Origin of the sequence: Bordetella sp. N (genome assembly GCF_001433395.1) — a bacterium.
Classification (GTDB): Bacteria; Pseudomonadota; Gammaproteobacteria; order Burkholderiales; family Burkholderiaceae_B; genus Bordetella_C.
In genome coordinates this window covers 5,694,495-5,711,155 of record NZ_CP013111.1, presented here as the reverse complement: position 1 = coordinate 5,711,155, position 16,661 = coordinate 5,694,495, and the positions used below count along the sequence as shown (strand labels likewise).

The window sequence follows — 16,661 nt, the reverse complement described above, 5'->3', positions numbered from 1 at the left end:
CGGGCTAGAATCCTCGATTCGGCTGTCCGTACGCGGGGCGAATTGCGTCTGCAAGGCGCGTCCGCAAGTACTGAATGTTCAGCCGAAAGTTTTTCTCGTTCTTTACAGAACTCATCCAAGGAATTAACCCATGTACGCGGTCATAAAAACCGGTGGCAAGCAGTATCGTGTTGCCGCCGGCCAAAAACTCAAGGTAGAACAGATACCTGCTGACATTGGGCAAGAAATCAACCTGGATCAAGTGCTGTCCGTGGGCGAAGGCGACCAACTGAAAGTTGGTACGCCCCTCGTCGCTGGCGCTCTGGTCAAGGTTACGGTTCTTGCGCATGGCCGGCACGACAAGGTCACGATCTTCAAGATGCGTCGTCGCAAGCACTACCAAAAGCATCAAGGCCACCGTCAAAACTATACCGAGATCCGCATCGAAGCCATCACGGCTTAATGCACTGATCCGGTAAACCTTTTATTTAGCAGGAGCTAAAAAAATGGCACAGAAAAAGGGCGGCGGCTCTACGCGGAACGGCCGTGACTCAGAATCGAAGCGCCTGGGCGTCAAAGCCTACGGCGGTCAACTGATTCCGGCTGGCTCGATCATCGTTCGTCAGCGCGGCACGCGTGTCCACGCTGGCGTGAACGTCGGCATGGGCAAGGACCACACGCTGTACGCGTTAGTCGATGGCAAGGTCAAGTTCGCCGTTAAGGGCGCCGGCAACAAGTCGACGGTTTCGATCGTCGCTGCCGAGTAAATCGTTCGGAAGCTGTTTTCCGCACGGTCTTGACGGCCTAGCCTCAGAAGGCCCTGTCGCGTGCGACAGGGCCTTTTTATTAGTACGTGGCGCAACGGCGCACGTATCTGTTTTTCACCCAAATAATTATCCGGTCCCCATCATGAAATTCGTCGATGAAGCCACCATAGAAGTCATTGCTGGCAAAGGCGGCAATGGCGTGGCGAGCTTTCGCCGCGAAAAATTCATTCCCAAAGGCGGACCGGACGGCGGTGACGGCGGCCGTGGCGGCAGCATCATTGCCATCGCCGACCGCAACATCAACACCCTGATCGACTTCCGCTACGCCCGCCTGCATCGCGCCCGCAACGGCGAAAACGGCCGTGGCTCGGACCAGTACGGCGCCGCCGCGGCGGACATCGTGCTGCGCGTGCCCGTGGGCACCATCATTCACGACGCCGACACCGGCGACCAGCTGTTCGACCTGAACCGCCATGAGCAGGAAGTGGTGCTGGCGGCCGGCGGCTCGGGCGGCATGGGCAACCTGCACTTCAAATCCAGCGTCAACCGCGCGCCCAAGCAATGGACGCCGGGCAAGGAAGGCGAGCAACGCCGCCTGCGCATGGAACTGAAGGTGCTGGCCGACGTCGGCCTGCTGGGCCTGCCCAACGCCGGCAAGTCGACCCTGATCAGCAAGATCTCCAACGCGCGTCCCAAGATCGCCGACTATCCCTTCACCACCCTGCACCCCAACCTGGGTGTGGTGCGCACGTCGCCGTCGCGCAGCTTCGTGGTGGCGGACATCCCCGGCCTGATCGAAGGCGCGTCGGAAGGCGCCGGCCTGGGCCATCTGTTCCTGCGCCACCTGGCGCGCACCCGCGTGCTGCTGCACCTGGTGGACGTGTCCTCGCCCGACCTGGACACCGATCCCATCCCGCAAGCCGTGACCGACGCGCGCGCCATCGTCGAGGAACTGCGCCGCTACGACGCCGACCTGGCCGCCAAGCCGCGCTGGCTGGTGCTGAACAAGCTGGACATGGTGGCCGAAGACGCCGCCGAGCTGCAAAAGCGCTTCTGCGAAGCGTTCGAGTGGACCGGCCCCGTGCACACGGTTTCCGGCCTGACCGGTGAGGGCACGCAGGACCTGATCTGGGCCCTGCAGGACTACCTGGACGCCGAACAGCGCAAGGACCACATCAGCGAAGACCAGGCTGCCGGCACCTACGTGTACGAAGACCCGCGCTGGGACGACAGCCGCCAGCTGGCCGCGCCCTCCCCCGATGCCACGCCGCGCAGCGGTGACGAATAAGCCATAATTCCGTTCCGTCACCGTAGCAACGTAAGCCCCGGCCCGCGCCATGACCGCTGCCAAGCAAAACACCCAAGACGCTGTTTCAGTCGTCGCCGCCGCCAACCGGCTGGTGGCCAAAGTCGGTTCCTCCCTGGTCACCAATGAAGGCCGCGGGCTGGACCGCGCCGCCGTCGCCCACTGGGCGGCGCAGATCGCTTCCCTGCGCCAGCAGGGCAAGCAGATCGTGCTGGTTTCCAGCGGCGCCATCGCCGAAGGCATGGCCCGGCTGGGTTGGCGCAAGCGGCCGTCGGTGATGCACGAACTGCAGGCCGCCGCGGCCGTCGGGCAGATGGGCCTGGCCCAGGCCTACGAAGCGGCGTTCGCCGAACACGGCCTGCGCACGGCGCAAGTGCTGCTGACCCATGAAGACCTGTCCGACCGCCGCCGCTACCTGAACGCGCGCTCCACGCTGTTCGCGCTGCTGCGCCTGGGCGTGGTGCCCATCGTCAACGAGAACGACACCGTGGTCACGGACGAAATCCGTTTCGGCGACAACGACACGCTGGGCGCGCTGGTCACCAATCTCATCGAAGCCGATTCGCTGATCATCCTGACGGACCAGCGCGGTCTTTACGAATCCGATCCCCGCAAGAATCCCGACGCACGCTTCGTGGGCCATGCCCAGGCGGGCGACCCCGAGCTCGAAGCCATGGCCGGCGGCGCCGGCAGCGGCATCGGCACGGGCGGCATGCTCACCAAGATCCTGGCCGCCAAGCGCGCGGCGCATAGCGGCGCGCATACGGTCATCGCGTCCGGCCGCGAACGCGACGTGCTGGTGCGCCTGTCGCAGGGAGAATGCATAGGCAGCGAGCTGCGCGCGGTATTGCCGGTGTGGTCGGCGCGCAAGCAGTGGATGGCCGACCATCTGCGCCTGCGCGGCCACGTGGTGCTGGATGAAGGCGCGGTGCACGCGCTGATGAACGAAGGCAAGAGCCTGCTGCCGATAGGCGTGGTGGACGTCCAGGGCGATTTCGAGCGCGGCGACGTGATCGCCTGCATCGGCCAGGATGGACGCGAATGCGCGCGTGGACTGGTGAATTATTCTTCGGCCGAAGCGCGGCGCATCATGCGACAGCCGTCGACGCAGATTGCCGCCATCCTCGGCAGCATGACCGATCCGGAGCTGGTGCACCGAGATAATCTGGTGGTGCTCTAAGGCCAGTCCTTAAGCGCGAACGGTATGAGAAAAGAAGCGCCCCCAAGGGGGCGCTTCTTGCTTCCGGGGGCCTGAATGCGCTTTAGCGCGGGGTGACCCGGATCAAGCGCCGGTAGAGCTCCGTAAAACGCCGGCAAGGCCCCCGTCAATCTCGTTCAAGCCAGGCTATTCGCCCGCAAGGACAGTCCCAGCTGCACGCGTCGCTGCAGCCACAGGCTGGGGCGATAACGCGGATCGCCGGTCACACGCTGCATATTGCGCAGGATCTCCAAAATACGCGCCCCGCCCAGCGCGTCGCCCAGGGCCAGCGGGCCCATGGGATAGCCCAGCCCCAGACGCACGGCCTGGTCGATATCTTCCGGCGTGGCGATGCGCTGCTGGGCAATATCCGCCGCGATGTTGACGATGCACGCCACCACCCGCTGCGCCACGAAGCCCGGCGAATCCTGCACCACGCTGACAGCCGCGCCATCCGCCGCGAACAGGGCATGCGCCGCGTCGCGCCAGCGGGGCTCGGTGGCCGGCGACACCATCAGGGTGCGGCGTTGCCCGCCCTTCAGGCCATTCAGCGTATCGATGCCCACCGTGCGAGCCGGGTCCAGGCCCTGCGTGAACACGGCAGTGGAAACGTCCTCGCCGTACGGTGTGACGACGATCAAGGCATCGTCGGGCGCTTCACTGGCGGTGGACAGCTCGAAGCCCAGCTGCAAGGCACCGGCCTTCAGTTGCTTCAGCAGGTCCTGCGCGCAAGCCTGGCCTTGCGGATGCACATGACTGACCCACACCTTGAGGCTGCCCGGCAAGGCGGGCGCGGCGGCTTCGGCCGCCAGCTGCTTCTGTCCGTCGACATAGCGATAGAAACCTTCCCCCGCCTTGCGGCCGACCAGTCCGCCAGCCAGGCGCACGGTGGTCAGGGGCGACGGCCGAAAACGCGCTTCATCGAAGAACTGCCGGTAGATCGACTCCATCACCGGATGCGAGACATCCAGCGCGGTCAGGTCCATCAGCTCGAAAGGCCCCATGCGGAAACCTGCCTGCTCGCGCATGATGGCGTCGACCTGGTCGAACGATGCCACCGCTTCCTGGGCGATACGCAAGCCTTCCGTGTTCAGGCCACGGCCGGCATGGTTGACGATGAAGCCCGGCATGTCGCGCGCGCGTACCGGCGTATGGCCCATGCGGCGCGCCAATTCCATCAAGGCGTCGCCGGCCGCGGCGTCACCACGCAGGCCGTCGATGACCTCGACCACCTTCATCAAGGGCACGGGATTGAAGAAATGGAAGCCGGCCACCCGGCCCGGCAGGCGGCAGCCCGCGGCAATCGCCGTGATCGACAGCGAAGACGTATTGGAGGCCAGGATGCAGTCATCCGCCACCACCGCTTCCAGCTTGCCGAAGACTTCCCGCTTGATGTCCAGGCGCTCGACGATGGCTTCGACCACCAGCTGGCAGTCCGCCAGGTCCTCAAGCGCCGCGCAGGCAACGATCTGCCCCAAGGCGGCGTCCGCGGCGGCGGCTTCCAGCTTGCCCTTCTGCACCAGCTTGTCCCACGTCTGCTGCAAGTTGGCGCGCGCCGCTTGCACGGCCTCGGCGCTGGTATCGAACAACTTCACGCGCAGGCCCGCCTGGGCGGCGATCTGCGCGATGCCGCGTCCCATCGCGCCGGCGCCCACGATGCCCAAGGTTTCGATCGGCTTCATTTTTCTGTCTCCAACTTTGCTACGAAATTCCAGGCCGGTGTCTGGATGACACCGGCGTCGACCCTGCGTGCGACGTGCCGGCGCGGCCACGCCACGCGCTCATCGCCTTGAATGGATTGTGCGTTGCCGCCGCGACGATTCAATGACCGGAGGCCAGCGCCTCGATGTCGGCGTCGGACAGGCCCAGGCGATCGCGCAACACTTGCGCGGTGTGCTCGCCCAGCATGGGCGGCGCGTGCCGGTACTCGACCGGGCTGCCCGACAGGCGCAGCGGGCTGCCCGCCACCGGCACCGTGCCTGCCACCGGATGCGGCAATTCCCGCTTCATCTGGCGGAAGACCACCTGCGGGTCTTCATACACCTGATCCAGGGTATTGATGGGACCGGCGGGCACGCCTGCGCGCTCCAGCTCGGCCAGCCAATGGTCGCGTTCGCCTTGCGCCATGCGCTCGACCAGCAGCGGCACCAGCTCCTCGCGATTCAGCACGCGCTTGGGATTGGTGTTGAAGCGCGGATCTTCGGAAAGCTCCGGCATGCCGATGACGCGGCAATAGGCGCGGAACTGACTGTCATTGCCCACCGCCACGATCATGTGGCCGTCGCTGACCGCGAAGACCTGGTAGGGCACCAGGTTCTGGTGCGCGTTGCCGGCGCGGCGCGGCGCCTTGCCCGAGGTCATGTAGTTGAGGTTCTGGTTGGCCATCATGGCGACCTGGCAATCCAGCAGCGCCATGTCGATGTGCTGGCCCAGGCCGCTGCGGCCGCGCTCGTGCAGGGCCGCCAGGATGCCGACGGTCGAATACATGCCGGTCATCAGGTCCGCCACCGCCACGCCCGCCTTCTGCGGGCCGCCACCCGGGGCGTCGTCGCGTTCGCCGGTGATGCTCATCAGGCCGCCCATGCCCTGGATCATGAAGTCGTAGCCGGGACGCGTGGCGTACGGCCCCGTCTGGCCGAAGCCCGTGATGGAGCAGTAGATGAGGCCGGGGTTTTCCTTGCTCAGGCTTTCGTAGTCGAGGCCGTACTTGCGCAGGCCGCCCACCTTGAAGTTTTCCACCAGGATGTCGCTCTGGCGCGCCAGCTCGCGTACCAGCTCGGCGCCGCGCGGCGTGGCGATGTCCAGCGCGACGGACTTCTTGTTGCGGTTGGCGGACAGGTAATAGGCCGCCTCGGTCGTGTCGTTGCCGTCCTGGTCCTTCAGATACGGAGGCCCCCAGGCGCGCGTGTCGTCGCCCGCACCGGGACGTTCGATCTTCACGACCTCCGCGCCGAGGTCAGCCAGATTTTGAGTGCACCAGGGGCCCGCGAGCACGCGGGTCAGGTCTAGAACGCGAATACCGGTCAGGGGAGCAGGACGAGTCGACATAAAACCGAGAGTTGGCGGTTAAGGGAGTGGGCACATTTTGCCCCACAAACGCGGGGCTTGCGCCCCGGGCGGTGCTCAGTAGCCGTGCGCCTTCATGGTTTCGCGCGCGATCACCAGCTGCTGGATCTGGGTGGTGCCCTCGTAGAGACGGAACAGGCGCACGTCGCGATAGAAGCGCTCGACGGCGTATTCCGACACGTAGCCCGCGCCGCCATGGATCTGCACCGCGCGGTCCGCCACGCGGCCGACCATCTCGGTGGCGTACAGCTTGCAGCAGGACGCCTCCAGCGTGGTGTTCTCGCCCCGGTCGCGCTTGCGCGCGGCGTCCATGACCATGCAGCGGGCGGCATAGGCCTCCGCCTGGCTGTCCGCGATCATGGCCTGGATGAGCTGGAACTCGGCGATGGGCTTGCCGAACTGCTTGCGCTCGGCCGCGTAGCGCACCGCATCGGCGATCAGGCGCTGGGCCGTGCCGACGCTGAGCGCCGAGATATGCAGCCGGCCTTTGTCCAGCACGCGCATGGCGGTGCGGAAGCCCGTGCCTTCCTGTCCACCCAGCAGCGCGGACGCGGGCACGCGGCAGTTGTCGAAGATCACGTCGCTGGTCAGCGCGCCGGCCTGGCCCATTTTCTTGTCGGGCTTGCCCAGGGTCAGCCCGGGCGTGCCGGCTTCGACCAGGAAGCAGGAGATCGCGTCGGACTTGCGTTCCTGGCTGGTGCGCGCCATCACCGAGAACAGGCCGGCGATGGGGGCGTTGGTGATGAAGCGCTTGGTGCCGTTGAGGATGTAGTGATCGCCGTCGCGTTGCGCGAAGGTGCGCAAGGACATGGCGTCGGAACCGGCCTCGGGCTCGGTCAGGGCGAAGGAACCGATGATTTCACCGCTGGCCAGCTTGGGCAGGTAGTGGTTGCGCTGTTCGTCGCTGCCGGCCATCACGATGGACTGCGAGCCGATGCCGATGTTGGTGCCGGCCAGGGAGCGGAAGGCGGGCGACGTATGGCCCAGCGCCATGGCCACCAGGACTTCTTCTTCCATGTTCAGACCCAGGCCGCCGTATTCGGGGGCGATCGACAGACCGAACAGGCCCAGCTCGCGCATTTCCTGGACGATGGCCGCCGGAATCTCGCCGGTTTCGGCGACCTCCTGCTCGGCGGGGATCAGACGCTCGTCGACGAAGCGGCGCACCGCGTCCAGCAAGAGGGTCAGGGTTTCTTGGTCGAGGGCCATGGTGAGTCTCCTGGGGTATTTCCGAGATACGGGTGTCTTGATTGGCGTTTGGGGGGGCCCTGGGGATCGGAGCCGGGGTCGGCGGTCGATTCCGGGCTGCCGGATTCAGGTCTGCGTGCCGGGCGGGGCGTTGTCCTCGCGCGCTGGCGGGACGTTGTCCGGCCGGTGCAGGCCGCCCAGCAGCAGGTCGTAATAGCCGTCGGCCACCGCTTCGGCGGTCTGGCCCTGGCCCGGTTTGTACCAACGGGCCATCCAATTGAGCATGGACAGGATGGCGCGCCCGGTGGCGGCCGGGTCGATGGCGCGGAAGGCGCCCTGGGCCACGCCGGTGGTGATGAGTCCCCGCAGCAGGTGTTCGTAGTCGTCGCGCAGGCGGGCCGCATCGTCGCGGTAGACCGGGCTCATGCCCGAGTAGCCGATCAACATGGCGACGAATTTGGCGTGATGGGCTTCCAGGTAGCGGGCGTGGGCCAGCATGAAGGCGCGCAGCCTGGCGGCCGGGTCGCCGGCGGTCGCCACGGCGTCGGCCACCGCCTGTCCCAGCGCCGTCAGGGTCTCGATGATGATGGCGTCGTAGATGTCCTGCTTGGTGCGGAAGTAGTGATAGATGGCCGCCTTGGACATCCCCAGCCGCGCCGCCACGTCGGCCATGGAGCTGTTCTCATAGCCGCCGTCGGCGAACAGCCGGGCCGCCTCGGCCAGGATGCTGGCGCGCGGCGCCGGCATCGAGGGCGGCCTGCCCGCCCGGCCACGCGGGCGGTGTGCGTCGGACGAGTCAGGGGTCGCGGGTGCTGCCTGCGTGGAAGGCGATGAAGAAATCGTGCTCATGCCAAGCATTCTAATTACTTACCGTCTGGACGGTAAGTAATTTTTTGAGTCCATGCGGCTTTGCTCCGGAGCGGCCCGGCTTGGCCAGTGTCCACGCCCCGCGATGCGCGGCCGAGCCCGCCCTCCACCAATAAAGGCGGGCAGCTGTAGCTGCCCACCCACCGCCCTCTCCATAGGAGAACCGCCCCCTGTTATGCCTGTTTACAACATATCTAGGGTTTACCCCTAAATTCATGTTGCGTTGCACATAGGGTATTCCCTATAATCGTTTTCACTGATGCAGCAAAACACGCAGTACCCCGGAGAAAGACCATGACGAACATTGCCCTGAACCAAGCCCGCCTGACCGACGCCCTCGAACGCGACATCCTGGAAGCCAGCATGAACCAACAATCCGCCGCCCATCCCTTCGCCGCCATCAAGCGCGCCGTCGGTGCCTTCTTCAACTTCATCGACGAAGTTCAAGAAACCATGAACCAAGCCCGCGCCACCAGCAACCGCTTCTCCGGTTCGCAGTGGTAAGCAGCAAGCAGCAAAGCAGTAGGTAGCAAAGCAGTAAGCAGCAAAGCAAGTTGAGTGATTGCAGCACCCGTAGTTCGCAGTACCAGCAAGTCGAAGCCCCTGTGGCAAGCCCCTGCAGTAAGCCTGTAGCAGTAGGTAGTAGCAGTGCGCAGTTCCGAAGTAGCAGTAGCGAGACGCAGCACGCAGTACCCGCGGTAGCAGTAAATAGCAGTCGCAATACGCAGTCGAGTGCAAGACCCAGCAGTACGTAGTAGCAATATCGGTGGCAGCAAGCACCGGCGAATTCGCGGCAGTTTCTGGCGAATTCGCCGGAAGATGTAGCCGCTTTCGCCACCGTTCAAGTAAAAAGCCCGCGACCGCCGCGGTTCGCCCCGTCCTTTGGACGCGCCTTGCGAACCGCCCCGGCCGCAGACTTCCCTCCCCTCATTCGCCCCCCGCGTCCATTTGGACACGCCTGCGGGTAACAGCGAATTGACAGCATTTCCCCCCCATCCGGATAATCGCCCCGTCCTAAACGGTGCATAGCCGTGGCCCAAGCCGCCATGGCCGCACGTCTTTCCGGAGTTTTCCATGCTGTCTCGTCTTACCCTGGGGCTGTTCGCCGCCGTCGGCATCGCCGCGGCGCTCCCCGCGCAGGCCCAGTCGCTGAAGATCGCCATTTCGGCGGAAGCCACTTCAGCCGATCCGCACTATCACAAGAACACCGCCAACGAAGCCCTGGCGGCGCATGTGTACGAGATGCTGATCGGGCGCGACGCCAACATGAACCTGGTGCCCCGTCTGGCCACGTCGTGGAAGAATACCGACGACCTGACCTGGGAAATCAAGCTGCGCGACGGCGTGAAGTTCTCCAACGGCAAGCCCTTCACGTCGGAAGACGTGCTGTTCACCATCTGCCGCACGCTGAACAACAAGACCAACATCTCCGACTCCTACGCCACGTTCACCAAGCTGTTCGCGGACGTGCAGACCCCCGACGCACACACGGTCATCATCAAGACTCGTGAGCCCCTGCCCGTCATGCCGCAGGAACTGGCACGCTCGCTGTCCATCATCTGGAACGGCATCGTGCCGCACGGCAAGCTGTCCTTCGATCCCGAACATGGTTGCGGCGTCACCGGCCCCTGGCCGACCAATGCCGACTTCAACAATGGCAAGGACGCCATCGGCACCGGCCCCTATGTGCAGAAATCCTGGACCAAGGGCACCGGCGTGGAGCTGCAGCGCAACGAGGGCTACTGGGGCACCAAGCCGGCCTGGAAAGAGGTCAAGATGGTGCCGGTGCCCAATGCCGGCCCGCGCCTGACGGGCCTGCTGTCGGGCGATTTCGACGTGGTCGAGAACCCGGCCGCCCGTGACTTGCAACGCCTCAAGGACAATCCCAAGTTCGGCTACGTCGCCACGCCGTCGACCCGCCTGGTGTTCTTCCAGCCCGACGTCGCCCGCTCGCCCAGCCCCTTCGTGAAGGCGGCGGACGGCAAGAATCCGCTGCAGGACGTGCGCGTGCGCCGCGCCATCTCCATGGCCATCGACCGCAAGACCATCGACGCCCGCATCATGGACGGCCTGGCCACCCCGGCCTACCAGTTCATGCCCGACGGCATGTTCGGCGGCATGGCCAAGGCCCCCGAAATCAAGTACGACCCCGAAGGCGCCAAGAAGCTGCTGGCCGAAGCGGGTTATCCGAACGGTTTCGAACTGACCGTGTCCGGCACCAATGACCGCTACATCAACGACGGCCAGATCATGCAGGCTGTCGCCCAGTACCTGTCGCGGGTGGGCATCAAGACCAATGTGGACGCAATGACCGCTTCCATCTACTTCCCCAAGCGCGCCAAGCGTGAGTTCAGCTTCTCGCTGGGCGGCTGGCCGTCGGAAGTGGGCGAAGCGTCGGGATTGTTCCAGCTGTGGGTGGTCTCCACCGACGCCCCCAAGTCCTTCGGCACCAGCAACTACGGTGGTTATTCCAACCCGGCCTTCGACAAGCTGTACATCCCGGGGTCGGTCACCGTGGACCCGGCCAAGCGCCGCGCCCTGTATGAACAGGCCACCAAGATCGCCCTCGACGATCTGGCGCTGATCCCGCTGCACTTCGAAAGCTCGATCTGGGCCTTCCGCAAGGGCCTCACCTACGAAGGCCGCCGCGACCAGTTCACCCTGGCGATGTCGGTCAAGGAAGCAAAGTAAGTATTCAGGGCGCCGGTGGCGCCCTGAAGCACGGCCGCAAGCAAAAAGCCTCCCTGTGGGAGGCTTTTTTATGGATGCGCCATGGCCCTGCAAGCTAGCCGGCGACTTTTCCTTGTCGGAAGCGATAGAAGAGATTCGGCTCGCTGACGATATAGAGATTGCCCGCGTCATCCAGGGCGATGCCTTCGGCCTGCGGGATGTCCTTGAGCAGACCATGCTGGCCGGCGCGCAGGCTCATCATCCCCACGGGCTGCCCGGCCGCGTCCAGCTCGATGACCAGCTTGGACTCATCGGACAGGACCAGCAGGTGGCCCGTCCGGCTGTCGTGGACCATGCCGGAAATATCGGTGAGGAACAGGCGCCGGTCGCGTGCCGGATCCACGTGGACGTTGACGTTCAAGGGCTGCCCCGTCGGCGCGAACAGCCCCTCGACCTCGAAAATACGGACGGGATCGTTTTCCTTGCCGATGTACAGACGCTGTCGGCCGGCGTCGTAGGCCAGCGCCTCGAAACCCCGGTTGTCGTCGTCCGGCGGCCCCAGCGTCAGATGGCGCTGGGCGCCAGTGTCGAACACCACCTGGTCGGTGCCCGCGTCGAGCGTCACTTCGGTGACGCGCCGGCGCCGCTCCTCGGCGATCATGTAGCGGCCCGGCACCAGGTATTCGACGGCCTCGGGGTCGCCAAAACCGGACAGCGGAACCCGCCGCTGCAAGACGCCATCGAGGGACAATTCCAGCAAATGGGGCTGGCGATTGGTGATGCTCACCAGGATGTGCCGCTGCGCGTCGTACGTCACCGAGGACATATTGGCCTCGTCGCCCACGCGCAAGGCCTGGATGTCGGCCACATAGCGATCCAGCATCAGGGTCGTGCCCAGGTCGGGCGCCCCCGTCCCGGACCGCGCCTGCGCGATTTCGCGCTGGAGCACGAAGCCCTGCCGCGCCAGCCAGCGCGTGTGCCAGCCGTACCAGGCGGCCGCGGCCACCCCGCACAGCACGGCGAAAGCGGTCAACCAGCGCCGGCCGCGCCGCGAAAAAAGCCCTTGCACCAGCCTTACTTCGATGCCTGTACGCGGACCTTGCCGGAGGCCCGCAGGGCCTTGGCGCGGGCAGTGTCGACATCGTCGGCGGTGGCCAGGGCCACGCCCATGCGGCGCTTCACGAAGGACTCGGGCTTGCCGAACAGACGCAGGTCGGTGCCCGGCTCGCTCAAGGCGTCGGCGACACCGTGGAAGGTCACCGCCTGGGTGTCGACCCCGCCGTAGATGACGCTGCTGGCGCCCGGCTGGCGCAGGGACGGGTCGACCGGCAGGCCCAGCAAGGCGCGGGCATGCAGTTCGAATTCGTTCTGCGCCTGGGTGATCATGGTCACCATGCCCGTGTCATGCGGGCGCGGGCTGACCTCGGAGAACCAGACCTGGTCGCCCGCCACGAACAGCTCGACGCCGAAGATGCCCAGGCCGCCCAGCTCGCCGGTCACCTTCAGGGCGATGTCACGCGCGCTTTCCAGCGCCTTGGCCGACATCGGATGCGGCTGCCAGCTCTCGACATAGTCGCCGTCCACCTGCTTGTGGCCGATCGGCGCGCAGAAACCGGTCTCGACATTCCCCGACGCGCCGCGCGAACGCACGGTCAGCAGGGTGATTTCGTAGTCGAAGCGGATGAAGCCCTCGACGATGGCACGGCCGGCGCCCACGCGGCCGCCCTCCTGGCAATAGCGCCAGGCGTTCGCGACGTCGTCCGGCCCCTTCAGCACCGACTGGCCCTTGCCCGACGAGGACATGACCGGCTTGATGACGCAGGGATAGCCGATGCCGCCGTCGATGGCGGCCCGCAGCTCGTCCTCGGTATCGACGAATTTGTAAGGCGAGGTCGGCAGGCCCAGCGTTTCGGCCGCCAGCCGGCGGATGCCTTCGCGGTTCATGGTCAACTGGGCGGCACGCGCCGTGGGGGTCACGCGCACGGTCCCGGCGGCTTCCAGCTCGACCAGCAGATCGGTGGCGATGGCCTCGATCTCCGGCACGATGACATCAGGCTTCTCCTGCTCGATGATGGCCCGCAGGGCGGCACGATCGGTCATGGAGACCACGTGGGCACGGTGAGCCACCTGATGCCCCGGCGCGTCCGCATAGCGGTCGACCGCGATGACTTCCACGCCCAGGCGCTGCAGGGCAATGACGACTTCCTTGCCCAATTCGCCGGCTCCGAGCAGCATGACACGGGTGGCAACGGGGGACAAAGGCGTGCCCAGGACGGGCGCCGGAATCGTAGACATGGATAACCTGATGAAATGTAAGGAAATAAAGCATGGCGCCCGGGTTTCCGGGAAAAATGGGGTCCCGGTGGGCGCAAATGAATCGCAAAACGAGTCGCCAGGATGCCATAGCGCGCCACCTGCGGGCAACTTGCTCCGCTGCGATTAAAATCGCCCGATGAACGCAATCCCCGCAACGACCCCAGAGGCAACCCTGGCCTCGGCCCGCCGCACGCTGGCCATTGAAGCGCAAGCCTTGCGCGACCTCGAAGCACGCCTGGACGACACCTTCGCGCAAGCGGTCGACATGCTGCTGCACTGTCGCGGCCGCGTCGTGGTGACGGGCATCGGCAAGACCGGCCACGTGGCCAGCAAGGTCGCTGCCACACTGGCGTCGACCGGCACGCCGGCCTTCTTCATGCACGCCGGCGAAGCCGCGCATGGCGACCTGGGCATGCTCACCGCCGATGACATCCTGCTGGCCATCTCCTATTCGGGCTCGGGCTCGGAACTGCTGACCATCGCACCGGTGGCGCGCCGCCTGGGCTCGCGCATCCTGGCGATGACGGGCAAGCCGTCCTCCGAACTGGCCAAGCTGGCCGATATCCATCTGGACGTCAGCGTGGCGCAGGAAGCCTGCCCCATGAACCTGGCGCCCACGGCCAGCACCACGGCGGCCCTGGCGATGGGCGACGCGCTGGCGGTCGCCTGCCTGGAAGCGCGCGGTTTCGGGCCGGAAGACTTCGCCCGCTCCCACCCGGGCGGCGCGCTGGGCCGGCGCCTGCTGACGCACGTGCGCGACGTCATGCGCCAGGGCGGAGCCCTGCCCACCGTAAGCGTCGATGCAACGTTATCGCGGGCGCTGGAGGAAATGTCGGCCAAGGGTATGGGCATGACCGTCGTGATCGACGAGAATCGCCATCCGGTCGGCATTTTCACTGACGGCGATTTGCGGCGATTGATTGAACGCCGCGGCGACATCCGCGGTCTGACCATAACCGAGGGCATGACGCGTTCACCGCGCACGGTGCAGGCGGATGCCCTCGCCGTGGTGGCGGCGGAACAGATGGACACCCTGCGTCTGAACCAGATGCTGGTCCTGGACGACAACGGCGCCTTGCTGGGCGCGCTACATATGCACGATTTGATGGCGGCAAAGGTGGTATGAACATGATGGCGACTGCAAAAGCCCTGCCGCATCCGGCCGAAGCCCTGGTCCTGGCGCGCGTCGCGCCCCAAGTCAAAGAACGCGCGACCGCCGTGCGCCTGATGGTGTTCGACGTCGACGGCGTGCTGACCGACGGCAGCCTTTATTACGGCGAAAGCGGCGAAATGCTCAAGCGCTTCCACGTCCTCGACGGCCACGGCCTGCGCCTGCTGGCCGAAGGCGGCGTCGCCGTGGCGCTGATCACCGGCCGGTCCGGTCCCATCGTGGACCGCCGCGCGGCCGAACTGGGCATCGCCGACGTCATGCAGGGCGTGCGCGACAAGGGCAAGGCCCTGAGCGAACTGGCGCAACGGCATGGCGTGGCCCTGGACCAGACCGGCTTCATGGGCGACGACATCATCGACCTGCCGGCCATGCAGCGCGCGGGTTTCGCCGCCAGCGTGCCGAACGCCCCCATCTACGTCTCGCAAGGGGCGCACTGGGTATCCACCCAGCCCGGCGGCAGTGGCGCGGTGCGCGAATGTTGTGATCTGCTGCTGGCGGCACAAGGACGGCTGGGGGCACTGTTGTCCACGCCCGGCCTGCTGGGCCCCGGCGTCATCCAATAAAGATACAGGCAGGAATGAAAGAACGTTTCCCATCGCTCATCGCGCTGTTCCTCTTGCTGTCGCTCGTCGTCGGCACGTGGTGGGCGGCCGACTACACGCAACGGGCCGTGCAAAACGACCCGCCGCGCCGCTACACCCATGAAATGGACTCGTGGTCGCGCAACTTCACCATGGTGCGCACCGACGTGGACGGCAAGCCCATCAACCGGCTGGAAGGCGACTACGGCGAACACTATCCGGACGACGACTCCTATGTCGTCACCATGCCGCGCGCGGTCGGCCTGCGGCCCGGCACGCCGGTCACCATCGGCACGTCGCAAACCGGCACCATGTACGAAGGCGGCAAGCGCATCGTGATGGAAAAGGATGCGCATCTGCACCGCAAGCCGGATGAAAAGACGCCGCCCATGGATGTGCACAGCGAGAAGCTGATCATCCTGCCGGACGACGACGTCATGTACACCGACCTGCCCGCGCTGGTCACGCGCGGACAGTCGACCATGCACGGCGTCGGCATGAAATACAACAACAAGACCAGCCAACTAGAGGTCTTTTCGGCCAGCAACGTAGAGATCAATAACAGTGACACGCGCTCAGGCTCGTCGTCCAGCAACTCTGGGAAGAAGTCCGGTGATTCGAGTGCCGCGTCAGGCACGGGGGCGAAGCCGGACTCGGCCCAAGGCAAGGTGAACGCGACCACGCGTGCGCCGGCTGCCACCGAACCGACCGGAAATAAGAAACCATGATCCATAATCGACCGTTTACCCTTTCCATGTGGCTGACCGGCGTGCTGCTCGCGAGCGCCGCCAGCTGCGTGTCCGCGCAAACCGCGCCGCCCGATCCCATCGTCAAGCCCGCACCGGCCGCCGCGCCCGCCAAAAAGAGTTCGAAACCGGCCACGCCGGAAGAAGAGCCCAACACCCAGGTCCTGTCCGACACCCTGCATTACGACGACACAAAGAAGACCAGCGTCTTCACCGGCAATGTCATCATGACGCGCGGCCTGCTCACCATGAAGTCCGACAAGATGGAGCTTCATGAAGATGCCCAGGGCGGCCAGTTCGGTGTCGCCACCATGAACAGCCCCAGCAAGCTGGTCAACATCCGCCAGGAACGCCCCGAAAACTTCGAGCTCATCGAAGGTGTCGGCCAGCGCGCGGAATATGACGGCCCCAAGAGCCAGTTCGACCTGATCGGCCAGGCCGTTGTCACCCGCTATATCTGTGGCAAACAGTTCGACACCATCCGTGGGCAACGGGTCCGGTATAACGACAAGGCCGGCACCTATGAAGCCATGGGTGGCCCGGGCTCGTCGGCGCCGGGCGGACGCGTGCGCTCCATCGTGGAACCGCGCTCGCGCACCGATGTCGCCATCGAGGAATGCCGTCGCGCCCAGGCCGCCAAAGCGCCCTTGCCGTCGGCACCGCCGGCCAAGAACACCCCTTGAGGTGTGCGGCGTGACGCCAGCGCGTCACGCCTTGCGCATCACAGGCCCCAATCGTCCCTTCGTCCGCCACGGTCCGCCTTCAGACCGCGCGCGGGCCGCACGTCCCCTACTCCGTTCACGATG

Annotated in this window: 15 protein-coding genes and 1 pseudogene; 10 read left to right on the top strand and 6 right to left on the bottom strand. The window is 65.5% G+C overall.

What is annotated here, in order from left to right; all coding sequences use genetic code 11:
* Positions 1-130 precede the first annotated feature (130 nt).
* The 4 genes from rplU (at position 131) to proB (ending at position 3,232) form a co-directional block, all read left to right on the top strand.
* Positions 131-442 (top strand): 50S ribosomal protein L21, encoded by a 312-nt coding sequence (gene rplU, locus ASB57_RS24720; protein ID WP_057654583.1) that lies wholly within the window; start codon positions 131-133, stop codon positions 440-442.
* 43 nt (positions 443-485) lie between these two features.
* Positions 486-746 carry a 50S ribosomal protein L27 gene (gene rpmA / locus ASB57_RS24715; RefSeq protein ID WP_057654582.1) on the top strand — a complete coding sequence of 87 codons (261 nt, stop codon included), beginning with the start codon at positions 486-488 and terminating at the stop codon, positions 744-746.
* A gap of 142 nt (positions 747-888) precedes the next feature.
* Positions 889-2,034: a GTPase ObgE gene (gene obgE / locus ASB57_RS24710; protein ID WP_057654581.1), complete on the top strand. Its 1,146-nt coding sequence runs from the start codon at positions 889-891 to the stop codon at positions 2,032-2,034.
* Between the two features lie 49 nt (positions 2,035-2,083).
* On the top strand, positions 2,084-3,232 hold the full coding sequence (proB, locus tag ASB57_RS24705) for a glutamate 5-kinase (protein WP_057654580.1): 1,149 nt from the start codon (positions 2,084-2,086) through the stop codon (positions 3,230-3,232).
* A 155-nt stretch (positions 3,233-3,387) separates the two neighbouring features.
* Here proB and ASB57_RS24700 read toward each other — a convergent pair whose 3' ends face one another.
* The 4 genes from ASB57_RS24700 to ASB57_RS24685 all read right to left on the bottom strand — a co-directional run bounded on the left by ASB57_RS24700 (position 3,388) and on the right by ASB57_RS24685 (position 8,251).
* On the bottom strand, positions 3,388-4,932 hold the full coding sequence (locus tag ASB57_RS24700) for a 3-hydroxyacyl-CoA dehydrogenase (protein ID WP_057654579.1): 1,545 nt from the start codon (positions 4,930-4,932) through the stop codon (positions 3,388-3,390).
* Positions 4,933-5,071: 139 nt separating this feature from the next.
* Complete coding sequence (locus tag ASB57_RS24695) at positions 5,072-6,298, bottom strand: CaiB/BaiF CoA-transferase family protein (protein ID WP_057654578.1); 1,227 nt, start codon at positions 6,296-6,298, stop codon at positions 5,072-5,074.
* A gap of 75 nt (positions 6,299-6,373) precedes the next feature.
* On the bottom strand, positions 6,374-7,525 hold the full coding sequence (locus tag ASB57_RS24690) for an acyl-CoA dehydrogenase family protein (protein WP_057654577.1): 1,152 nt from the start codon (positions 7,523-7,525) through the stop codon (positions 6,374-6,376).
* A gap of 105 nt (positions 7,526-7,630) precedes the next feature.
* Positions 7,631-8,251 (bottom strand): TetR/AcrR family transcriptional regulator, encoded by a 621-nt coding sequence (locus tag ASB57_RS24685; RefSeq protein WP_057654576.1) that lies wholly within the window; start codon positions 8,249-8,251, stop codon positions 7,631-7,633.
* Positions 8,252-8,665: 414 nt separating this feature from the next.
* On the opposite strand from ASB57_RS24685, the gene ASB57_RS24680 reads away from it, so the two are divergent.
* Both ASB57_RS24680 and ASB57_RS24675 read left to right on the top strand, forming a co-directional pair.
* Positions 8,666-8,875 (top strand): hypothetical protein, encoded by a 210-nt coding sequence (locus ASB57_RS24680; RefSeq protein WP_057654575.1) that lies wholly within the window; start codon positions 8,666-8,668, stop codon positions 8,873-8,875.
* Positions 8,876-9,445: 570 nt separating this feature from the next.
* A complete protein-coding gene (locus ASB57_RS24675) occupies positions 9,446-11,062 on the top strand; it encodes an ABC transporter substrate-binding protein (protein WP_057654574.1) in 1,617 nt (538 codons plus the stop codon).
* 94 nt (positions 11,063-11,156) lie between these two features.
* Here the strand turns inward: ASB57_RS24675 and ASB57_RS24670 are convergent, their stop codons facing one another.
* Both ASB57_RS24670 and purT read right to left on the bottom strand, forming a co-directional pair.
* Positions 11,157-12,074: an SdiA-regulated domain-containing protein gene (locus ASB57_RS24670; RefSeq protein ID WP_156414258.1), complete on the bottom strand. Its 918-nt coding sequence runs from the start codon at positions 12,072-12,074 to the stop codon at positions 11,157-11,159.
* Positions 12,075-12,115: 41 nt separating this feature from the next.
* Entirely contained in the window at positions 12,116-13,336 is a 1,221-nt protein-coding gene (purT, locus tag ASB57_RS24665) for a formate-dependent phosphoribosylglycinamide formyltransferase (RefSeq protein WP_057654572.1), read from the bottom strand.
* 157 nt (positions 13,337-13,493) lie between these two features.
* Between purT and ASB57_RS24660 the strand changes: the two genes are divergently transcribed.
* The 4 genes and pseudogenes from ASB57_RS24660 to lptA all read left to right on the top strand — a co-directional run bounded on the left by ASB57_RS24660 (position 13,494) and on the right by lptA (position 16,538).
* Complete coding sequence (locus ASB57_RS24660; RefSeq protein WP_057654571.1) at positions 13,494-14,483, top strand: SIS domain-containing protein; 990 nt, start codon at positions 13,494-13,496, stop codon at positions 14,481-14,483.
* Between the two features lie 5 nt (positions 14,484-14,488).
* Positions 14,489-15,091 (top strand): KdsC family phosphatase, encoded by a 603-nt coding sequence (locus tag ASB57_RS24655; RefSeq protein WP_369822882.1) that lies wholly within the window; start codon positions 14,489-14,491, stop codon positions 15,089-15,091.
* A 14-nt stretch (positions 15,092-15,105) separates the two neighbouring features.
* Positions 15,106-15,699 (top strand): annotated as a pseudogene (gene lptC, locus ASB57_RS24650) (LPS export ABC transporter periplasmic protein LptC); the annotation flags it as partial.
* Between the two features lie 134 nt (positions 15,700-15,833).
* A complete protein-coding gene (gene lptA / locus ASB57_RS24645; RefSeq protein WP_231755238.1) occupies positions 15,834-16,538 on the top strand; it encodes a lipopolysaccharide transport periplasmic protein LptA in 705 nt (234 codons plus the stop codon).
* Positions 16,539-16,661 lie beyond the last annotated feature (123 nt).

Excerpts from the sequence above, each read along its gene's own strand:
- rplU (WP_057654583.1), top strand. The coding sequence starts at position 131 with ATGTACGCGGTCATAAAAACCGGTGGCAAGCAGTATCGTGTTGCCGCC.
- rpmA (WP_057654582.1), top strand. The coding sequence starts at position 486 with ATGGCACAGAAAAAGGGCGGCGGCTCTACGCGGAACGGCCGTGACTCA.
- obgE (WP_057654581.1), top strand. The coding sequence starts at position 889 with ATGAAATTCGTCGATGAAGCCACCATAGAAGTCATTGCTGGCAAAGGC.
- proB (WP_057654580.1), top strand. The coding sequence starts at position 2,084 with ATGACCGCTGCCAAGCAAAACACCCAAGACGCTGTTTCAGTCGTCGCC.
- ASB57_RS24700 (WP_057654579.1), bottom strand. The coding sequence starts at position 4,932 with ATGAAGCCGATCGAAACCTTGGGCATCGTGGGCGCCGGCGCGATGGGA.
- ASB57_RS24695 (WP_057654578.1), bottom strand. The coding sequence starts at position 6,298 with ATGTCGACTCGTCCTGCTCCCCTGACCGGTATTCGCGTTCTAGACCTG.
- ASB57_RS24690 (WP_057654577.1), bottom strand. The coding sequence starts at position 7,525 with ATGGCCCTCGACCAAGAAACCCTGACCCTCTTGCTGGACGCGGTGCGC.
- ASB57_RS24685 (WP_057654576.1), bottom strand. The coding sequence starts at position 8,251 with ATGCCGGCGCCGCGCGCCAGCATCCTGGCCGAGGCGGCCCGGCTGTTC.
- ASB57_RS24680 (WP_057654575.1), top strand. The coding sequence starts at position 8,666 with ATGACGAACATTGCCCTGAACCAAGCCCGCCTGACCGACGCCCTCGAA.
- ASB57_RS24675 (WP_057654574.1), top strand. The coding sequence starts at position 9,446 with ATGCTGTCTCGTCTTACCCTGGGGCTGTTCGCCGCCGTCGGCATCGCC.
- purT (WP_057654572.1), bottom strand. The coding sequence starts at position 13,336 with ATGTCTACGATTCCGGCGCCCGTCCTGGGCACGCCTTTGTCCCCCGTT.
- ASB57_RS24660 (WP_057654571.1), top strand. The coding sequence starts at position 13,494 with ATGAACGCAATCCCCGCAACGACCCCAGAGGCAACCCTGGCCTCGGCC.
- ASB57_RS24655 (WP_369822882.1), top strand. The coding sequence starts at position 14,489 with ATGGCGACTGCAAAAGCCCTGCCGCATCCGGCCGAAGCCCTGGTCCTG.
- lptA (WP_231755238.1), top strand. The coding sequence starts at position 15,834 with ATGATCCATAATCGACCGTTTACCCTTTCCATGTGGCTGACCGGCGTG.